The following is a 17,925-nucleotide window of genomic DNA, read 5'->3' on the forward strand; positions in this document are numbered from 1 at the left end:
AATCATTCTCGGTTTGGTTCATTGTTACTCTAAATTTTGATGCGATATAGTTTTCATATTTATATTCGTATCTGTCCAAATGATCCGGACTGATGTTTGTTATTATGGCTATGTCCGGTCTGTAGGTTACAATTCCGTCTAATTGAAAACTGCTCAATTCCAACACATAGCAATCGTAATTTTCTTCGGCAACCTGCCAGGCGAAACTCTTGCCAATATTTCCTCCCAATCCCACATTCAATCCTCCTTCTTTCAACAAATGGTAGGCTAACATTGTTGTTGTTGTTTTGCCATTGCTGCCTGTGATTCCAATTGTTTTTGCATTGGTAAACTGAATCGTAAATTCAATTTCAGAAATCACTGGAATTCCTTTTTCCAAAAGCTTTTTTACTATTGGTGCTTTTTCCGGAATTCCCGGGCTTTTCATCACCACATCAGCATTTAGAATCAGGCTTTCTGTATGGGTTTCGTCTTCCCATTTAATGTCATACTGTTTAAGAACTTCTCTGTAATTATCCTTTATTTCTCCAAAATCAGACACAAAAACATCGTATCCCTGTTTCTTTCCCAAAATGGCAGTTCCAACGCCACTTTCTCCACCTCCAAGTATTACTAATCGTTGCATTATCTCAATTTTAATGTCACAATAGAAACTATAGCCAACAGAATTGCCACAATCCAAAAACGGGTTACGATTTTACTTTCGTGATATCCTTTCTTTTGATAATGATGGTGCAATGGTGACATCAGGAAAATTCTTTTTCCTTCGCCAAAACGTCTCTTGGTATATTTGAAATAAGAAACCTGCAGGATTACTGATAAGTTTTCGGCGAAAAATATGGCACACAATACCGGAAGTAACATTTCTTTTCGAACGGAAATAGCTAAAACTGCAATGATTCCACCGATAGTTAAACTTCCTGTATCGCCCATAAAAACTGAAGCGGGAAAAGAATTGTACCAAAGAAATCCGATTAATGCTCCAACAAAAGCCGCAATGAAAACCGTCATTTCTCCCGAATTTGGGATATACATGATGTTCAGATAGCTGGAAAGAATAACGTTACCCGAAACGAACGCAAAAATTCCGAGTGCGAGTACGGAGATGGCGGAAGTTCCGGCGGCTAATCCATCTATTCCATCGGTAAGGTTTGCTCCGTTGGAAACAGCAGTAATGATGAAAATTACGATTGGAATAAAAACCAACCAAGCCCAATTTTGGTAATCATCGCCTGTCCATTCTATGATTTTGGCATAATCCAGTTCATTATTTTTGGTAAACGGAATTGTAGTTACTGTAGATTTTGTTTCAACCGGCGATTCTGAAATTACAGTTTCGGTTTGATTGGAATTCATTACTTTACTTGATCTTTCGATAACCGTTACTGTTGGATTAAAATACAAAACTGAACCAACGATTAATCCTAATCCTACCTGACCAATAACTTTAAAAATTCCTTTTAAACCTTGTTTGTCTTTTTTGAAGATTTTGATATAATCATCAATAAATCCAATAGTTCCCATCCAAAGTGTCGTAACAATCAAAAGGATGATATAGATATTATTCAGTTTGGTTAACAATAAAACCGGAATCAGCGTAGCAATAATGATGATTAATCCACCCATTGTTGGCGTTCCTGCTTTTTGAGTTTGACCGTCAAGACCAAGCTCTCTTACTGTTTCCCCAACTTGTTGATTTCTCAGGAAAGTGATGATTTTTTTTCCATAAATGGTTGAAATCATCAGCGAAAGGATTAACGCTAAAGCGGAACGGAAAGTGATATACTGGAAAACTCCTGCTCCGGGAATATCCATTGTTTTGTCGAGGTATTCAAATAAATAATATAGCATATTCGGTTATTTGTTTATTCGGTTATTTGTCCAATTGTTCTAATAATTCTTTTACAATCTGCATATCGTCAAAATCATGTCGGACACCATTAATTTCCTGATAGGTTTCATGCCCTTTTCCGGCAATCAGGATAATATCATTTGGCCCAGCCAATTGACAAGCTGTTTTAATCGCTTGCTTTCTATCAACAATTGATATTGTTTTTCTTTGATTTTGCGGTTGCACGCCTTCTTCCATATCGGCAATAATGTCGATTGGATCTTCGGTTCTCGGATTGTCAGAAGTGATGATTACTTTATTGCTCATGGTTGAAGCAATGTTTGCCATAATTGGTCTTTTTGCTTTATCTCTGTCACCACCACAACCTACAACTGTTATCAATTGTTCGTTATTTGAGCGAATATCATTGATGGTTTTCAGGACATTTTCCAAAGCATCCGGAGTATGTGCATAATCAACAATTGCTGTGATTTGGAAGTTAGAAACAATAAATTGAAAACGTCCGGAAACACTTTCCAGTTCTGACAATAATCGCAATGCTTCTAATTTATCTAATCCCAATTCTACTGCGGTTCCATAGATTGCCAACAAATTATAAGCATTGAATGTTCCGATTAATCGAACCCAAACTTCGCTTTCATTGATTTTTAACAACAATCCTGATAATTGATTTTCCAGAATGTGCGCTTTATAATCGGCGTACGATTTCAAAGCATACGTCAGTTTTCTAGCAGCTGTATTTTGAATCATCACCAAACCGTTTTTGTCATCAATGTTTGTTAATGCAAAAGCTGTTTTTGGCAAATGGTCAAAAAATAATTTTTTCACATCGCGGTATTCGGCAAATGTTGGGTGATAATCTAAATGATCGTGAGACAGATTCGAGAAAACGCCACCTTCAAAATGCAAAGCTTCGGTACGTTTTTGATGGATTCCGTGTGAACTCACTTCCATAAAACAATACTCAACACCCATTTCAACCATTTCTGCCAAATAATAATTGATAGTCAATGAATCCGGTGTGGTGTGTGTGGCTTTGTATTCAGTACCATTAACCATGATTTTCACAGTTGAAAGCAATCCAACTTTGTAACCTGCTTTTTGAAATAATTGGTATAATAAAGAGGCGATGGTTGTTTTACCATTCGTTCCGGTGATTCCAACTAATTTTAAATTCTGTGATGGATTTCCATAATAATTAGCTGCCAAAAATGCCAAAGCTGAATTGGTGTCTTTCACTTGGATATAAGTAACTCCGGTAACAATAACTTCTGGAAATGCATCGCAGACAATTACTGTTGCGCCAAGATTTATCGCAGTTTCTATAAAATCATGACCATTAGAAACGGTTCCGCGAATGGCTATAAAAACATCATTCTCCACAACTTTTCGTGAATCGAATTCGATTTTATTGATAGTCATTTCCGTCGAACCTTTTACCGCTTCGATAGCTACTTTGTATAATATGTCTTTTAAAATAATCACGATAATTCGAGTATGATTGTTTTACTTTTATCTAATGCTTCTCCGGCAGGAATTGATTGTTTTTTTACTTTTCCGATGCCGATGACTTTAACTTTCAGTTTTAAGTTTTCCAAAAGTGCCACAGCATCCATTCCGCTCATTCCTTTTAAATTTGGAATAACTTTAATTTCAGAATTTGATTTTATTTTATAATCGTCGTAAGCCACTTCCTGTTTGGTGATTTTTTTGTTGATGTTTTTAACCAGATTGGTAGAAGGGGAATCGGTAAAAATCTTTTGAGCAATGCGTTTGAAAACCGGTCCGGCCACATCGGCACCGTAATAATTATTACCCGATGTATTTGGTTTGTGAACGACAACTATGCAGGAATATTTAGGATTTTCGGCAGGAAAAAACCCAACGAAAGAAGAAATATAATGTTTGTCATTTCCTCCGTTTTTTCCATAATTAGCTTGTGCAGTTCCCGTTTTACCAGCCATAGAGAAATCTTTGGAATACAGCTTAGAACCTGTTCCTTTTTTAACCACATTTTGCATTACCGCTTTCAATTTCCTGATGGTTTCATCAGAGCAAATCTTCGGATTGATAACTTCCTTGTCATATTTTTTGATGACTTTATTCCATTCTTTTATTTCAGAAACAAATTGTGGTTTAATCATTTCACCATTATTAGCCACAGCATTATATAATGTCAATGTTTGCAATGGTGTTACCGAAACTCCATATCCAAAAGCCATCCATGGCAACGAAATGGCACTCCAGTGTTTGTCTGTTGGTTGTGGAATATAAGGTTTGCCTTCACCCTGAAATGGTAATCCCAATGGTTTGTTCAAGCCCATTCTGTCAATTCTGTCTACGAATTCTTTTGGATTATTTTTATAATTTTCATAAACCGCCTGAACCATTATGGTATTGGAAGAAACTTCAAAACCACGTGCCAAAGAAATTTTACCATAACCACCTTCATGAGAATCGCGAACTTTGTGACCTCTGTAATCAATGATTCCGCCTTTACTGTCATAAACTTTGCTGGTGTCAATTTTATGATCATCAAGCAACGCAATCATATCAACCAATTTGAAGGTTGAACCAGGTTCGTGAGATTCTGCTATTGCATAGTTGGTTGTTTCAAAATAAGTTGAATCTGTTTCTTTTAACTTTCCTAAATTCGAAATCGCTTTGATTTTTCCGGTTTTGGTTTCCATTACTACAACACAACCGTGTTCCGCTTTGAACTCTTTCAACTGTTTTAACAAAGCATGGTGTGCAATATCCTGAATGTAAACATCGATAGTAGAAATCACATCATAACCATCCTGCGGATCAACTTCATTGACATCACGGATAGGTTTCCATTGACCTTTTGCTATTTTTTGCTTTAAAACTTTTCCGTCTTTTCCGTTAAGATATTTTCTGAAAGACCATTCGATTCCTTTACCAACACGGATTCCGCTTTCATCGATTCTGTCATAACCAATCGTTCTTTCGGCAATTTTCCCAATTGGATGTTCACGAACGGTTTCCTGCTCGGTAATCATTCCGCCTTTATTAGCTCCTAAATTGAAAAGTGGAAAGTTTTTGATTTGCATATATTGAGAGTAACTCAATTTTTTTGCAATAAGCAAATACCTGTTCTTATTGACGCGTGCCATTCTTAATTGGGTATGATAATAAGAACTTGGTTTGCCTAACATTTTTGACAATGAATCAGCCAAAGGTTTTACGTCTTTTTCAAAAGCAATGCTTTTTGGAGCCACAGCATCAAATCGGATATTATAATTTGGAATTGAAGTCGCTAATAAACTTCCATCTGCAGAATAGACATTTCCTTTATTGGCCGGAATCACAAAGTTCCTTACTGTTCTTTCTTTGGCTAATTTTCTATAGTAGTCACCTTGCGACCATTGGATTTTGGTCAAATTGAAGATAACCGCTATAGCCATTAAGAAGATGCTGAATGCAACTAAGTAAATTCGGTAAGAGATATGTTTATCTTCTATTGCCATAGTTTTTGAAAGAAGCTTTTTTCTGGTTGTTTTTTAACTTTTATTTTTTGTGGCGGAACTGACGATGGAAAAATTTTTCTTTCCTCCATTTTTTCTGAAACCGTCGATTCCATTTTTAATTTCATTAATTCTGAACGTTTGTCTACAAACTCTGAACGCAATTCCTTTACTTCGTTTGTTAATTCTGTTATCTGAAAAACTTTTTGTTCAAATCGGTGTGTGTTGGCAATCATTATAAGTGCTAACAGAAACAGGAAAACTATGAAACGCCAGTTTCTTGTAGCATCTTCATTGACTAAAAACCGAGCTTTTAATATGCTGTAAACTCCTTTTTTCATGCTTTATTTCTTTTCAGCTACTCGCAGCTTTGCACTTCTTGCTCTGTTATTCTCTTTTATTTCTTTATCTGTTGGAACGATTAACTTTTCAATGCTTTTGAACGGAACCGAAAAATTTCCGAAAAAATCACGTTCCGGTTCACCTTCAAACATTCCGTTTTTTATAAAACGTTTGACCAATCTGTCTTCCAAAGAGTGATAGGAAATCACGCTTAATCTACCTTCCGGTTTCAATATTTCAAGTGATTGTTCCAAAAATTCTTTTAAAACATCCATTTCCTGATTTACTTCAATTCGTATCGCCTGATAGATTTGAGCCAGGATTTTATTTTTATGTTGTTCTGGCAAAAACCTTGATAAAACAGTTTTCAATTCGTCGGTTGTACTGATATCTTTCTTTTCTCTAGCTTCAATAATTGTTCTGGCCAAGGCTGGAGCGACTTTTAATTCACCATAATCCAAAAACACTCTTTTTAAATTGGCTTCATCATATTCATTCACCACTTTGAAAGCATCCAACTCATTTTTTTTACTCATTCTCATGTCTAAATCGGCATCAAAGCGAGTAGAAAAACCTCTTTCCGGAACATCAAACTGATGCGATGAAACGCCTAAATCTGCTAAAATTCCATCAACGCTTTTTACACCGTGAAATCTCAAAAAACGTTTGATATATCTAAAATTTTCTGGTATCAGCGTAAATCTTTCATCTGGCAAAGCATTGGCGAAAGCATCTTCATCCTGATCAAATCCGAAAAGTTTTCCGTTTGGGCCTAATCGTTTCAAAATCTCTTTAGAATGACCACCACCACCAAAAGTCACATCCACATAAACTCCATCAGGTTTGATATTCAATCCATCAACAGTTTCCTTCAATAAAACTGGATTATGATATTCCATCGTTGTCATCATTACTATTTCCCATTACATCTTCGGCCAAATTTGCAAACTCATCATCATCACCAGCGATAGCTTTTTCATATAAATCCTTATCCCAAATCTCAACGATATTAACCGCTGAAGACAATACAATGTCTTTGGAGATTTTACTAAAGCCAACTAAATCTTTTGGAATTAACAACCTTCCTAAATCGTCAACTTCTACCACTTTTACTCCGGCAGTAAACCGACGAATGAAATCGTTATTTTTCTTTACAAAACGGTTCAATTTGTTGATTTTTTGCATCATCAAATTCCACTCTGTCATTGGGTATAATTCTAAACAAGATTGAAACACAGAACGCTTCAAGACAAAGCCATCCTGCAGAGAATTAGCAAGTTGCTTCTTTAAGGCCGAGGGAATCATCAGTCTTCCCTTGGCATCAACTTTACATTCGTATGTCCCGATTATGGTGTTCAATTTGGTTTTGTTCTGGTTACGAGCAAAAATATAAAAATAAATACCACAATTTACCACAAAATACCACTTTGTTAATAAGTTTTACCACTTTTATATTTTTTTAATGCGAAAGACAACAAATTTATTTGCCGTAAAATTTTAACAAATCTTTAAGAAATGTTGTAAACCAAAGGAAAGTTGAATTAAAAAAAAGGGTTTATTTTACTTTGCTGCTTAACTATTTGAGCTTGTAATACTTTTATTAATTGTTGATAATTAGCACCTTATTTAATTTGGAATAATATTGAGAAACTCTAAATTTTAGTAGTAAAAAATCCTTATATGAATGGGTTTTTATCTATAAAATCATATATTTGTTGCCGAGGCAAAACTCAAAAATTCACATGGAAGGAAAATTTAAAAAAGAAGGCAGATATTCCTATTTTGAAGCTGGAGAAGGTACACCAATAGTCGTTTTACACGGATTAATGGGTGGGTTAAGTAACTTTAATGGGGTTGCTGACTATTTCTCGTCTAATGGCTATAAAGTTGTCATTCCTGAGTTACCTATTTACACGCAAAACATTTTAAAAACAAATGTAAAAGCTTTCGCAAAATATGTGAAAGATTTCATTACTTTCAAAGGTTTTGACCGCGTTATTCTTTTAGGAAATTCACTTGGCGGACATATTGCGTTATATCATGCTAAAATGTATCCGGAAAAAGTAGCCGGACTTGTAATCACAGGAAGTTCTGGTCTTTACGAAAGTGCAATGGGTGACAGTTATCCAAAACGCGGAGATTATGATTATATCAGAAATAAGGCTGAAGCTGTTTTTTACGACCCGAAAGTTGCCTCAAAAGAAATGGTTGACGAAGTCTTTTCGGTAGTAAATGACCGAATAAAAGTCATTAAAACATTGACGATTGCAAAAAGCGCCATTCGTCATAATATGGCAAAAGATTTACCTAAAATGCATGTAAAAACTTGTATTATTTGGGGTAAAAATGATCAGGTAACGCCGCCAGAAGTAGCAGAAGAATTTCATAAACTGATGCCTAATTCCTCATTATACTGGATTGACAAATGTGGTCACGCAGCCATGATGGAACATCCTGACGAATTCAACCGTTTACTTGATGAATGGTTAAAAGAAGTTCACCTATAATATGAAAATTAATACCGCCGAGTTTATTATCAGCAATTCTGATGTCAGCAAATGCCCCTTGGAACGTTTGCCTGAATATGCCTTTATTGGCCGCTCTAATGTTGGAAAATCTTCCTTAATAAACATGTTAACCAATCATAAAAATTTGGCAAAAACATCAGGAAAACCAGGAAAAACGCAACTAATAAATCATTTTAAAATCAATTCTAATTGGTTTTTGGTCGATTTACCCGGTTATGGGTATGCCCGTGTTTCCAAAAGAACCAAAGAAGTTTTTCAGGAGTTTATTACCGATTATTTTGAGAAAAGAGAACAATTAGTTTGTGCTTTTGTTTTAATTGATATCCGATTGGAAGCACAGAAAATTGATTTGGAATTTATAACTTATTTAGGCGAAATTGAAATTCCGTTTTGCATTATTTTTACCAAAGCTGACAAGATTAGCCGAGGAAAAATTGACTCTCACATTGCAGCTTACCGAAAAGCACTTTTAGCTAACAACTGGGAAGAAATGCCACAGCATTTTGTAACCTCAGCTACCGAAACTACAGGAAGAGAAGCTGTTTTGGAATATATTGACGATATAAATACTGAAGTTTTTAAAGACCTGAATCAGTTTTAGGATGAAGAAAATCATACTTATTTTACTTATCACGAATTTTTCTTTTTCTCAAGACAAACCAAAGGCAAGTGTTGAAAAATCAATATTCGGAATTCAAACCGGATTTCTTGGCGCTTGGGTTCATAATGAATCAAGATTGTCAAATCAAATAAGTTTACGATCTGAAATTGGTCTCGATTTTGGCTTTTCTGATAATGGTTATAGTCAAACTTCAGCATTAATCCCTTCTATTCGACTTGAGCCAAGATGGTATTATAATTTAGAGAAACGAATCAAAAAAGGAAGAAAAATTTCTAATAATTCCGGAAATTTCCTTGCCTTGAATATTACTTATAATCCTGATTGGTTTTCTATCTCAAACGAAGACAATTTGAATGTAATCAGCACCATCGCTTTCGTGCCAAAATGGGGAATTAAAAGAACCGTTGGAAATCATTTCACTTATGAAGCCGGAATTGGCATCGGGACTTTTATTGTTCTTGAAGATTATATTCCTGATAATAACGTTGCGTTAGATTTGCATTTACGCATTGGTTATACTTTCTAATATTTATTTCTTCAACTCCAGTTTTTCGGCAAAATATTCACAGAAATCTTTCATGGTATCTGCCATTTTCTCATCTTGCGTAGCTCGTTGAAAAGTATCAGCCATAGCGACTAATGTTTGATGGAAAAACAATTTCATTTCGTCAACAGGCATGTCTTTTGTCCACAAATCGATACGTAGCGTTTCCTGTACTTTGCTATCCCAAATAGAAAGCATCATGGCTTTGGCATCTTCCTGCTCAACGCCGCCATCTTGTGCTGACCAGGTTAGTCTTTCGGGAACGCGATTTTCATCTAATTCAACAAGAAATTTTATTTCGGAAGTGATGGTCTTACTCATTCTTTTTTGGTTTGTATTTTGATTTTTCAAATATTTCTTTGGCGTCCATTTTTAGCATATCCTGCATACTAACCTCATTATTTTGCATAAACGAACGTACAATTTGCCATCCAATCCATTGGCCAACTCTTCCCGGGGATTCGTTGTCAATCTCTAAATAAAACTTGGAAAAAGGCGCCAGATTTGTAAAGCGATTAGGCAATTTAGAATCGCTGCTATACAACAATTCTTTTTCAATGAAATAACGCCAGATATCACTTTCGTTTTCTTCACACCAGATAATTTGCTCCGGTAGATATCCAATTTTTTCGGCATCATTGTAAGTTGGCAATAACTGATCTTTCAGATACAATTGCTTTCCGTAATATATCATTTCGGCAAGCAATGTTTTTTCTGATGGTGGCGGAATCTTTCCTAACGAAAAACTCGTAACTATATCGGGCATCATTTGTCTTTCTTCAAAATTCTGTTTGATGTATTTGGCCTGATCATAGAACTTGTGGTTGGCGCCCAAATATAATTCCAGCGAAATTACAAGTTTATCATTGGCATAAATGGCTTTATTGTTATAGTCCATATCGGCAATAACCGTATATACTTTTGGCATTGTTGCTGTTGGGAAAAAGTATTTTATATGCTTAAACAAATCCTCAATTTCTGAAGTTTGTTTTCCAAAATTGGAATATTTTTTTTCCACTTCCTGATATAATTCCTGCCATTGTGGATTTTGCATTTTGTCTGTCCAGATTTTGTCTGGTGTTCCTTCAGGAAAGAAAAAAGGATATTCCGCTTTCAGATTTTGTAACTCACTTGGTGGTGTTTCAAAAAAAGCATTTTCAAATCGATACACTTTGAGTTCGAGCGGAATTTCTTCTACTGCTTTTTCAACTTTTGATTTTTTATCGCAAGAGATTAAACCAACTAAAAGGGCTAATGCAATTAAGTATTTTTTCATTTTTAAAATTAACGAGTGTTAAACCAATTAAAAACTTCTGATTTTTTACATTTGCAAATATACAGTGCAGTTTCTAAAAATTTTCATAACAAATGGCAAAAAAAAGTACTATTAAGGTAGGGGAAATCAACACCTTTATTGTTACATGGTTGAAGGATTATGCAACAAATGCGAATGTGAATGGTTTTATTGTTGGAATTTCAGGCGGTGTAGACTCAGCTGTGACTTCTACACTATGCGCTCAAACGGGTTTAACCACTTTATGTGTTGAAATGCCAATTCATCAGGACAGCACTCAGGTAAGTCGCGGAAGGGAACATATTGAGCAATTAAAAATGCGATTCCCGAATGTAAAAAATGTTGAAGCTGATTTGACATTAGTTTTTGAAACGTTTAAAAAAGAAGTGTCAAATTCAGAAAATGAAGCAAAGTTTAATTTGTCTTTAGCCAATACAAGAGCGCGTTTACGAATGACAACTTTATACTATTTTGCCGGAATTCATGGCTTATTAGTTGCCGGAACAGGAAATAAAGTTGAAGATTTTGGCGTTGGTTTTTATACCAAATATGGTGATGGCGGTGTTGATTTGAGTCCGATTGCGGATTTAATGAAAAGCGATGTTTATGCTTTGGGGAAATATTTAGAGATTCCGGAATCTATTCAAAAAGCAGCGCCAACAGATGGATTATTTGGCGATTCAAGAACTGACGAAGATCAGTTGGGAGCTAGTTATGATGAATTAGAATGGGCAATGCTTGAAGCAGAAAAGAATAGAAAGGCAGGAGATTTTTCAGGAAGAGAAAAAGAAGTCTTGCAAATTTACACAAAATTGAATAAGGCAAACAAACATAAGATGCAGGCAATTCCTGTATGTATAATCCCAATAAATTTCAAATAATTATTAAAAAAATTAACATTTTTTCAATATGTTTTCTTACCTTTACGGGTAATTTTATTAACTTTTATCAAATACCACAATTATGATAAATCTATGTGTCGCTGATAACTTTCCAGTCGTGCACTTTGGAATGAAGGCTTATTTCAAGGATCATCCTGAAATAAATGTCGTTTCAAATGTTGGTAATTTTTTCATGGTTCCAGATGCTTTAAGAAATAAAGAAATTGACGTCTTAATCATTGATTTAGAACTTGAAGGATTAAAAAGCATTTATGAGGTCAAGTCAATCATTAAAAACTTTCCAAAGACTAAAGTTATTGTATTTAGCAGCTTGTCGGAACACATCTACGCACCAAATGCTATAAAAGCTGGTTGCGCCGGTTATGTTCATAAGACATCAAAGCTTGAAAATTTAGGAATTGCTATTGTCAAAGTAAGTCAAGGGCAAATTATTCTGAATGATGAAATCAAGAAAAGTTTAGCATTAATTGCTAAGCAAAACAAATCTGAGCGTTTGTATCGAAAACTTTCTAATCGAGAAATCGAGGTGCTTCGTTTTTTAAGCGATGGTAAAAAGAACAATGAGATTGCTAAGATTTTAGCACTTAACGAGAAAACCATCAGTACTTACAAGCTTCGTCTGCTGACGAAATTAAATGTAACGAATTTGGTCGACCTTGTCAACAAAGCAAAAACGTTAGAAATCGTTTAAAAATCAAAACCCGCTAATGCGGGTTTTTTTATATTTAATTAATAATTACTCTTCCTAATTTTTCTGCAAAACTGTTAAGTAATGTATTATAATCTTGTATCGTTTGCATTACCTCTGTATTGTCAGCTTCAGGTAGTACTTGAGCCATTAAATCAATAATTATTGATTTAACTAAAATAGCTCTAAGAGTAAGAATAGTTTCTGTTACATCTTGATTTATTTTTGGTTTAGACTCTCTTAATGCCACAAAGATGTTCTGACCTTCCCAGTTACTGAGACTTTCTTTATCATATTCCATAATTATACTTGTAACATCATTCACTGAGTTTTCACTCAAATACATTAACAAATTATCAAAACTTGTATTTTCTTCAATTTGATTGTAATAACTTATTACTTCAGTGTAAATATTCTTAAACGATTCTGTTGTAAACTCAATTTCATCTTCTTGTAAACTTAAATAAATCCTGCGGCTAACTGAAGAATTAACAATCTCTTTTTCTTCTATTAGTTCATTCTCATCATTTTTTTTAAGAAAATAGTCTTCAAAATTTAAAACAGTATTTCCATTGACAAGAAGAATTCTAATAACATCTTTTTCCAAATTAAATAGTCTATTAACTTTTGGATGAATATTAATGACTTCAGCTTTATCCTTAACAGCTTCTAACCCTTTATATTCTTGTTTGAGTTTTTTTCCAGCTTCCGAAATATCTTTTTGAACCAACTGAGCCAAAGTATTCAACAATACCTGTTCCGAAATATCCATGATTCGGGAAGTTTCCTGAATATAGATTTCGCGTTTAATTCTGTCCGGAATTTTGGAAATACTCACAACCATATCGCGAATCAAATCGGCTTTTTTGATTGGGTCGTTATTCGCTTCATTCATCAAAAGCGACGCTTTGAACTGGATAAAATCTTTGGCATTGTTTTCTAAATGAAAAACCAAATCTTCATACGAATTCTTTTTGGCAAAACTATCCGGATCATCACCATCAGGAAACGTGCAGACTTTTACATTCATTCCTTCTTCGAGAATCAAATCAATTCCACGAACAGAAGCACGAAGTCCGGCAGCATCGCCATCAAAAAGAACGGTAATGTTTTTTGTCAATCGATTTATTAACCGAATTTGATCAGGAGTTAAAGCTGTTCCTGATGAAGCAACCACATTTTCAATTCCGGCTTGATGCAATTGAATTACATCGGTATAACCTTCAACTAAATAGCAATTGTTTTGTTTGGCAATCGCTTGTTTGGCATGAAAAATTCCGTAAAGGACTTTACTCTTATGGTAAATTTCACTTTCGGGCGAATTCAGGTATTTGGCTGCTTTTTTATCATTGTTTAAAATCCGTCCACCGAAACCTAAGTTTCGTCCGGACAAACTCTGAATCGGAAACATCACTCTTCCTTTAAAACGGTCGAAATGTTTTCCGTCTTCTCTGAGAATAGTCAGCCCGACTTTTTCTAAAAACTCTAATTGATAACCTTTTCCTAAAGCTTCTTTGGTAAATGCATCCCACGATTCGGGAGAATATCCCAAACCAAATTTGGCAATGGTTTCATTGGTAAAACCTCTTTCTTTAAAATAAGATAGTCCAATTGCTTTGCCTTCTTCAGAATTTAAAAGTGTTTCGTGGAAATAGGTTTTGGCAAATTCCGAAACCAAATACATGCTTTCTTTTTCGTTAGCTTCTATTTTATCTTCCTGAGAAACTTCGGTTTCTTCAATTTCGATATTGTATTTATTGGCTAAAAAACGAATTGCTTCCGGATACGTAAAATGTTCGTGTTCCATCAAAAAAGTCACGACACTTCCGCCTTTTCCCGAACTGAAATCTTTCCAGATTTGTTTCACAGGAGAAACCATGAACGATGGCGAACGTTCATCCGAAAACGGACTCAATCCTTTGTAATTGCTACCGGCGCGCTTTAGTTGAACAAAATTACCAATGACTTCTTCCACACGTGCGGTTTCAAAAACTTTATCTATAGTTTCGCGAGTAATCAAATTTAAATAGTTAGATAGTTAGACTTTTTAGATCATTAGAAATCCAAAAAAAACAATGAGCGTAAAATTACACATTCAGAATTTAAAATTTAAAATTTAAAATTTAAAATAAAAAAAAGATGCTTCATTTCTGAAACATCTTTTTCCGAAGTATAAACTAACCTAAAAAACACTTCGCCTGCGCTCAGTGTGACAAGCATGAAATTCTTTTTATTTCTTTTTAATTCAAGTCAAAACGGATACCAAGTGAAATATTGTTTTGTTTAATGGCATTGTCTTTAAACAATGGATTTAAATCGTATTTCACATATAAACTCGTTTCACCATAACCAAGATATGTACTCACGCCATAAATGAAATCTTCAGTATTGAAACCACCTTTTTCTTTTATTGTCACATCGTGGCCGTCTTCACTAAATTTTAAAATCTGTTTTGATTTAACTCTGAATCCGGCATAACCACCTATTCCGAATCGAACGCTTTCATGAGTTCTGAATAATGTTTTCCCTTCTGCATTGGTTTTTGCTTTTGTAAAATCAAATTCTAAGTGAATTGGCGCTGTAACATATACACTTCTGAAACGGGAATCGTGAAGATTAACTGCACTAGTTTCAAGATTGGTTTGGTCTCCATTTGCTACAAATAATCGATTACCTGTTGGACGAAGATTGTTGTACATTACAGAAAATCCATATTTCAAATGCAACAAATTGTCATTTTTGAAAAGCCTTGTGTTGGAAGTAAAACCCCATTCGTAAAAATGTGAACCCCAATATCTGTAATCAGAATGCGCAACGGCTTTATCAGTAATTAAGTTGTTGACACCTGCTGCAAAGACAAATTGTGATGTAGTTCTGGCTTCTCCTCTGTTTTTTTTAACAGAGTCGTTTCTATTCCAATTAAATCTCATTGTCATTTGTTCTTTCGCATCTTTGATTTTTCCTTCTACTTTTTGTCTTATTAATTCTTTCAAATCGACTTGAGCTTCAGCAACTCTGGTTTCAATGTTTCTGGAATGTGTTTCTGCCAACTTCATTTTCTTTTCATCGGCTTGTGCTTTGGTAATTGTTCCGGCTTCTAATTCTTTGTTTACTGCTTCTAATTCAATTTTCAAAGCGGCTTTCTCATCTTTGGTGATGTTTTCGATTTTATCAGCTATAGCATGTGCTTTAGCTTCAAATGTTTCTTGTGCTGATAGTTTGCTTGCAACCAGGCATACAGCTACTGCTAAATAAAGGGTAAAATTTCTCATGATTTTTGATTTAAATGTGATTGATGATGATTATTCGTTATTTCTATTGGCCAAAGCCACTTTAACTTCTTTGTAGTTTTTTGCTACTTTATTGATTATTTTTTCTCTGAACGTCAACTCTAATTCGCCATCTACTTGGGAAAGCAAACTTTTTGCATTTACTTTTACTATCGCATTTTTCTCGGATGATTGCTTAGCAGTTTTATCTAAACTTGCCAAAAGTTGCTCGTCCGAAGGAATGCTTTTGTTAGGAAGTGTGAGTTCTTTTTTGGTTTCGATAACAGGTTGATTTTTTAAAGCAACATCTGAATTGTTTTGAGATTGAACTTCTTTGTCACGATTGATAATTGGATTTGTTGATTGATTTTGATTAGTTGACATTTTTTGATTATTGATTGAAACTCGTTGATTATTGGTTGTCGGTTGTTGGTTGTTGGTTGTTGGTTTGTTATCGGGTGAAACTACTACTTGATTTTGTTCTACAATTGGAGTTTGGATTTCATTAACTCGTTTCTGAATTGTATCTTTAATTTCTGTGGTAACTACATTGTTTTCAGGTTGAATTTTGGTTCCATTTTGTGTGAAGAAAAATATACCAGCAGTTAGCAAAACTGTGATGCTGGCAGCAATAAACAAAAAGCCAAAAGGTTTTCTTGTTTTTTTTTCTTCCGAAACTGAAAGCATAGCATCTAATCTGTCCCAAGCCTGAGCTGAAGGTTGAATTTCTCTCGAATTCAACTTTTCATTTATCTGATTTTCTAATTTATTCTGTCCCATTGGTGTAATTTTTTAGTTTGCTAATATTGCCCTGAAGCATTTTTCGTGCGTGTGACAACTGCGATTTTGATGTGCCTTCATTTATCCCGAGCATTGCCGCAATTTCCTGATGTTTGAATCCTTCAATGCAATAAAGATTGAAAACCATTCGGTAGCCATCTGGTAAATTGTCAATCAAAAACTGAATATCTTCTACCGAAAACTGGCTTTCAATATTGTTATAACGCTCTTCAAAATAATTCTCATCTTCAATGAACTTTACTTTTTTCTGAACCCTGATATAAGAAATACATTCGTTAATCATAATTCTTCTTATCCAACCTTCAAAACTTCCTTTGTGTTCAAAATTTTTCAGATTGGTAAACACTTTCATAAAAGCTGTAATCATTATGTCTTCTGCTTGCTGCAAATCCTTTATATATTGGCGGCAGGCGCTTAACATTCTTGGAGAAAATCTTGAATAAATCTGATGTTGTGCATGACGATTATTTTCGACAGCCAATTCGATTAATTCTTTTTCTTCCTGATGTAAATTGATTACTTTCAAAACTATTGGTTAGTGTTCTATTAGCATAGACGAGGATGGTTGAAAAATAGTTGCATGACGATTTGAAAAAAAATAAAATCTTAGTAAAGTCAATGCTTTACAAGTGAAAATAATTTTAAAATTATTTATTTTTTTCTTTCAATAACGTAATTTACCATAAGTGAAAGCGAGTCTCTATAGTCAGATTGGGGAAATTTTTCAAGGATTTGTAGTGCTTCCTGCTGGAATGCTACCATTTTTTGTTCAGCATAATGCAAGCCGTTTTTGTCTTTTACAAATTGGATGACTTCCTTAACACGTTTTTTGTCTTTGTTGTGATTCTTAATTGAGTTTATGCACCAGTTTTTTTCTTTTGGCGTACAATTATTCAAAGCATAAATCAAAGGCAAAGTCATTTTTTGCTCTTTGATGTCAATTCCGGTAGGTTTACCAATCGCATCATCTGTATAATCAAACAAATCGTCCTTGATTTGAAATGCCATTCCGATAAGTTCCCCAAACTTACGCATGGATTCGACCTGAGCTTCATCTTCAGAAACCGATTTGGCGCCAAGCGCACAACAGGAAGCAATTAAAGTCGCTGTCTTTTTACGGATGATTTCATAGTAAACATCTTCAACAATATCCAATCGACGTGCTTTTTCAATTTGAAGCAATTCACCTTCGCTCATTTCGCGTACCGCAACTGAAATTATTCGGAGCAAATCAAAATCGCCATTATCAATAGAAAGCAGTAAACCTTTAGATAATAAATAATCACCAACAAGAACCGCGATTTTATTTTTCCATAAAGCATTGATAGAGAAAAATCCGCGACGGCGATTGCTGTCGTCAACCACATCGTCATGAACCAAAGTTGCCGTATGAATTAATTCGATTACACTGGCGCCACGATAGGTCCTTTCGTTGACATCATTGCTTTCGGAAATCATTTTGGCCACCAAAAAAACAAACATTGGCCGCATTTGTTTCCCTTTTCGGTTTACGATATAATACGTGATTCTGTTAAGTAAGGCGATTTTAGAAGTCATCGATTCATAGAACTTTTTTTCAAAAAGTTCCATTTCCT

19 protein-coding genes are annotated in these 17,925 nt (G+C 34.6%); 5 read left to right on the forward strand and 14 right to left on the reverse strand.

Features of this window, described 5'->3' with window-relative positions; genetic code table 11:
• The 7 genes from ABIQ27_RS11990 to mraZ all read right to left on the reverse strand — a co-directional run.
• Positions 1-625: Mur ligase family protein (locus tag ABIQ27_RS11990; protein WP_348034137.1), on the reverse strand; the 625-nt coding region annotated here is incomplete at its 3' end.
• Entirely contained in the window at positions 625-1,851 is a 1,227-nt protein-coding gene (gene mraY, locus ABIQ27_RS11995; RefSeq protein WP_348034138.1) for a phospho-N-acetylmuramoyl-pentapeptide-transferase, read from the reverse strand. The genes ABIQ27_RS11990 and mraY, both read right to left, overlap by 1 nt.
• Before the next feature lie 22 nt (positions 1,852-1,873).
• Positions 1,874-3,337, reverse strand: coding sequence for a UDP-N-acetylmuramoyl-L-alanyl-D-glutamate--2,6-diaminopimelate ligase (locus ABIQ27_RS12000; RefSeq protein ID WP_348034139.1), 1,464 nt, complete (start codon positions 3,335-3,337; stop codon positions 1,874-1,876).
• Positions 3,334-5,343: a penicillin-binding protein gene (locus ABIQ27_RS12005; RefSeq protein ID WP_348034140.1), complete on the reverse strand. Its 2,010-nt coding sequence runs from the start codon at positions 5,341-5,343 to the stop codon at positions 3,334-3,336. Before ABIQ27_RS12005 ends, ABIQ27_RS12000 begins: the two co-directional genes overlap by 4 nt.
• Positions 5,334-5,681, reverse strand: a complete 348-nt coding sequence (locus ABIQ27_RS12010) for an FtsL-like putative cell division protein (RefSeq protein WP_348034141.1) — start codon at positions 5,679-5,681, stop codon at positions 5,334-5,336. The genes ABIQ27_RS12005 and ABIQ27_RS12010 overlap by 10 nt, the downstream gene beginning before the upstream one ends.
• 3 nt (positions 5,682-5,684) lie before the next feature.
• The gene (gene rsmH, locus ABIQ27_RS12015; RefSeq protein ID WP_348034142.1) at positions 5,685-6,593 is read right to left on the reverse strand and encodes a 16S rRNA (cytosine(1402)-N(4))-methyltransferase RsmH; all 909 of its coding nucleotides are present in this window, start codon (positions 6,591-6,593) and stop codon (positions 5,685-5,687) included.
• Positions 6,568-7,041 carry a division/cell wall cluster transcriptional repressor MraZ gene (mraZ, locus tag ABIQ27_RS12020; RefSeq protein WP_348034143.1) on the reverse strand — a complete coding sequence of 158 codons (474 nt, stop codon included), beginning with the start codon at positions 7,039-7,041 and terminating at the stop codon, positions 6,568-6,570. Before mraZ ends, rsmH begins: the two co-directional genes overlap by 26 nt.
• Positions 7,042-7,424: 383 nt before the next feature.
• Between mraZ and ABIQ27_RS12025 the strand changes: the two genes are divergently transcribed.
• From ABIQ27_RS12025 to ABIQ27_RS12035, 3 genes are read left to right on the forward strand one after another with little or no spacing between them, the layout of a single operon-like run.
• Complete coding sequence (locus ABIQ27_RS12025; protein ID WP_348034144.1) at positions 7,425-8,189, forward strand: alpha/beta hydrolase; 765 nt, start codon at positions 7,425-7,427, stop codon at positions 8,187-8,189.
• A 1-nt stretch (position 8,190) separates the two neighbouring features.
• Positions 8,191-8,811, forward strand: coding sequence for a ribosome biogenesis GTP-binding protein YihA/YsxC (gene yihA, locus ABIQ27_RS12030; protein WP_348034145.1), 621 nt, complete (start codon positions 8,191-8,193; stop codon positions 8,809-8,811).
• A 1-nt stretch (position 8,812) separates the two neighbouring features.
• Positions 8,813-9,358, forward strand: a complete 546-nt coding sequence (locus tag ABIQ27_RS12035) for a hypothetical protein (RefSeq protein WP_348034146.1) — start codon at positions 8,813-8,815, stop codon at positions 9,356-9,358.
• A 3-nt stretch (positions 9,359-9,361) separates the two neighbouring features.
• On the opposite strand, the gene gldC is transcribed toward ABIQ27_RS12035, so the two are convergent.
• The gene (gene gldC, locus ABIQ27_RS12040; protein WP_348034147.1) at positions 9,362-9,697 is read right to left on the reverse strand and encodes a gliding motility protein GldC; all 336 of its coding nucleotides are present in this window, start codon (positions 9,695-9,697) and stop codon (positions 9,362-9,364) included.
• Positions 9,690-10,652, reverse strand: a complete 963-nt coding sequence (gene gldB / locus ABIQ27_RS12045) for a gliding motility lipoprotein GldB (RefSeq protein WP_348034148.1) — start codon at positions 10,650-10,652, stop codon at positions 9,690-9,692. The genes gldC and gldB overlap by 8 nt, the downstream gene beginning before the upstream one ends.
• A 92-nt stretch (positions 10,653-10,744) precedes the next feature.
• Here gldB and nadE point away from each other — a divergent pair, with 92 nt between their 5' ends.
• Together nadE and ABIQ27_RS12055 are read left to right on the forward strand one after the other, a co-directional pair.
• A complete protein-coding gene (gene nadE / locus ABIQ27_RS12050) occupies positions 10,745-11,551 on the forward strand; it encodes an NAD(+) synthase (protein WP_348034149.1) in 807 nt (268 codons plus the stop codon).
• Between the two features lie 82 nt (positions 11,552-11,633).
• On the forward strand, positions 11,634-12,263 hold the full coding sequence (locus ABIQ27_RS12055; RefSeq protein WP_290284289.1) for a response regulator transcription factor: 630 nt from the start codon (positions 11,634-11,636) through the stop codon (positions 12,261-12,263).
• A gap of 34 nt (positions 12,264-12,297) precedes the next feature.
• On the opposite strand, the gene dnaG is transcribed toward ABIQ27_RS12055, so the two are convergent.
• The 5 genes from dnaG to ABIQ27_RS12080 form a co-directional block, all read right to left on the reverse strand.
• On the reverse strand, positions 12,298-14,280 hold the full coding sequence (gene dnaG / locus ABIQ27_RS12060; protein ID WP_348034150.1) for a DNA primase: 1,983 nt from the start codon (positions 14,278-14,280) through the stop codon (positions 12,298-12,300).
• Positions 14,281-14,500: 220 nt separating this feature from the next.
• Positions 14,501-15,532: a hypothetical protein gene (locus ABIQ27_RS12065; RefSeq protein WP_348034151.1), complete on the reverse strand. Its 1,032-nt coding sequence runs from the start codon at positions 15,530-15,532 to the stop codon at positions 14,501-14,503.
• A 30-nt stretch (positions 15,533-15,562) separates the two neighbouring features.
• Positions 15,563-16,309, reverse strand: a complete 747-nt coding sequence (locus tag ABIQ27_RS12070) for a hypothetical protein (RefSeq protein WP_348034152.1) — start codon at positions 16,307-16,309, stop codon at positions 15,563-15,565.
• Positions 16,296-16,856 (reverse strand): RNA polymerase sigma factor, encoded by a 561-nt coding sequence (locus ABIQ27_RS12075; protein ID WP_348034153.1) that lies wholly within the window; start codon positions 16,854-16,856, stop codon positions 16,296-16,298. Before ABIQ27_RS12075 ends, ABIQ27_RS12070 begins: the two co-directional genes overlap by 14 nt.
• Positions 16,857-16,981: 125 nt before the next feature.
• Positions 16,982-17,925: polyprenyl synthetase family protein (locus tag ABIQ27_RS12080; protein WP_348034154.1), on the reverse strand; the 944-nt coding region annotated here is incomplete at its 5' end.

It is taken from the genome of Flavobacterium sp., assembly GCF_039916025.1.
In the GTDB taxonomy this organism is placed as follows: domain Bacteria; phylum Bacteroidota; class Bacteroidia; order Flavobacteriales; family Flavobacteriaceae; genus Flavobacterium.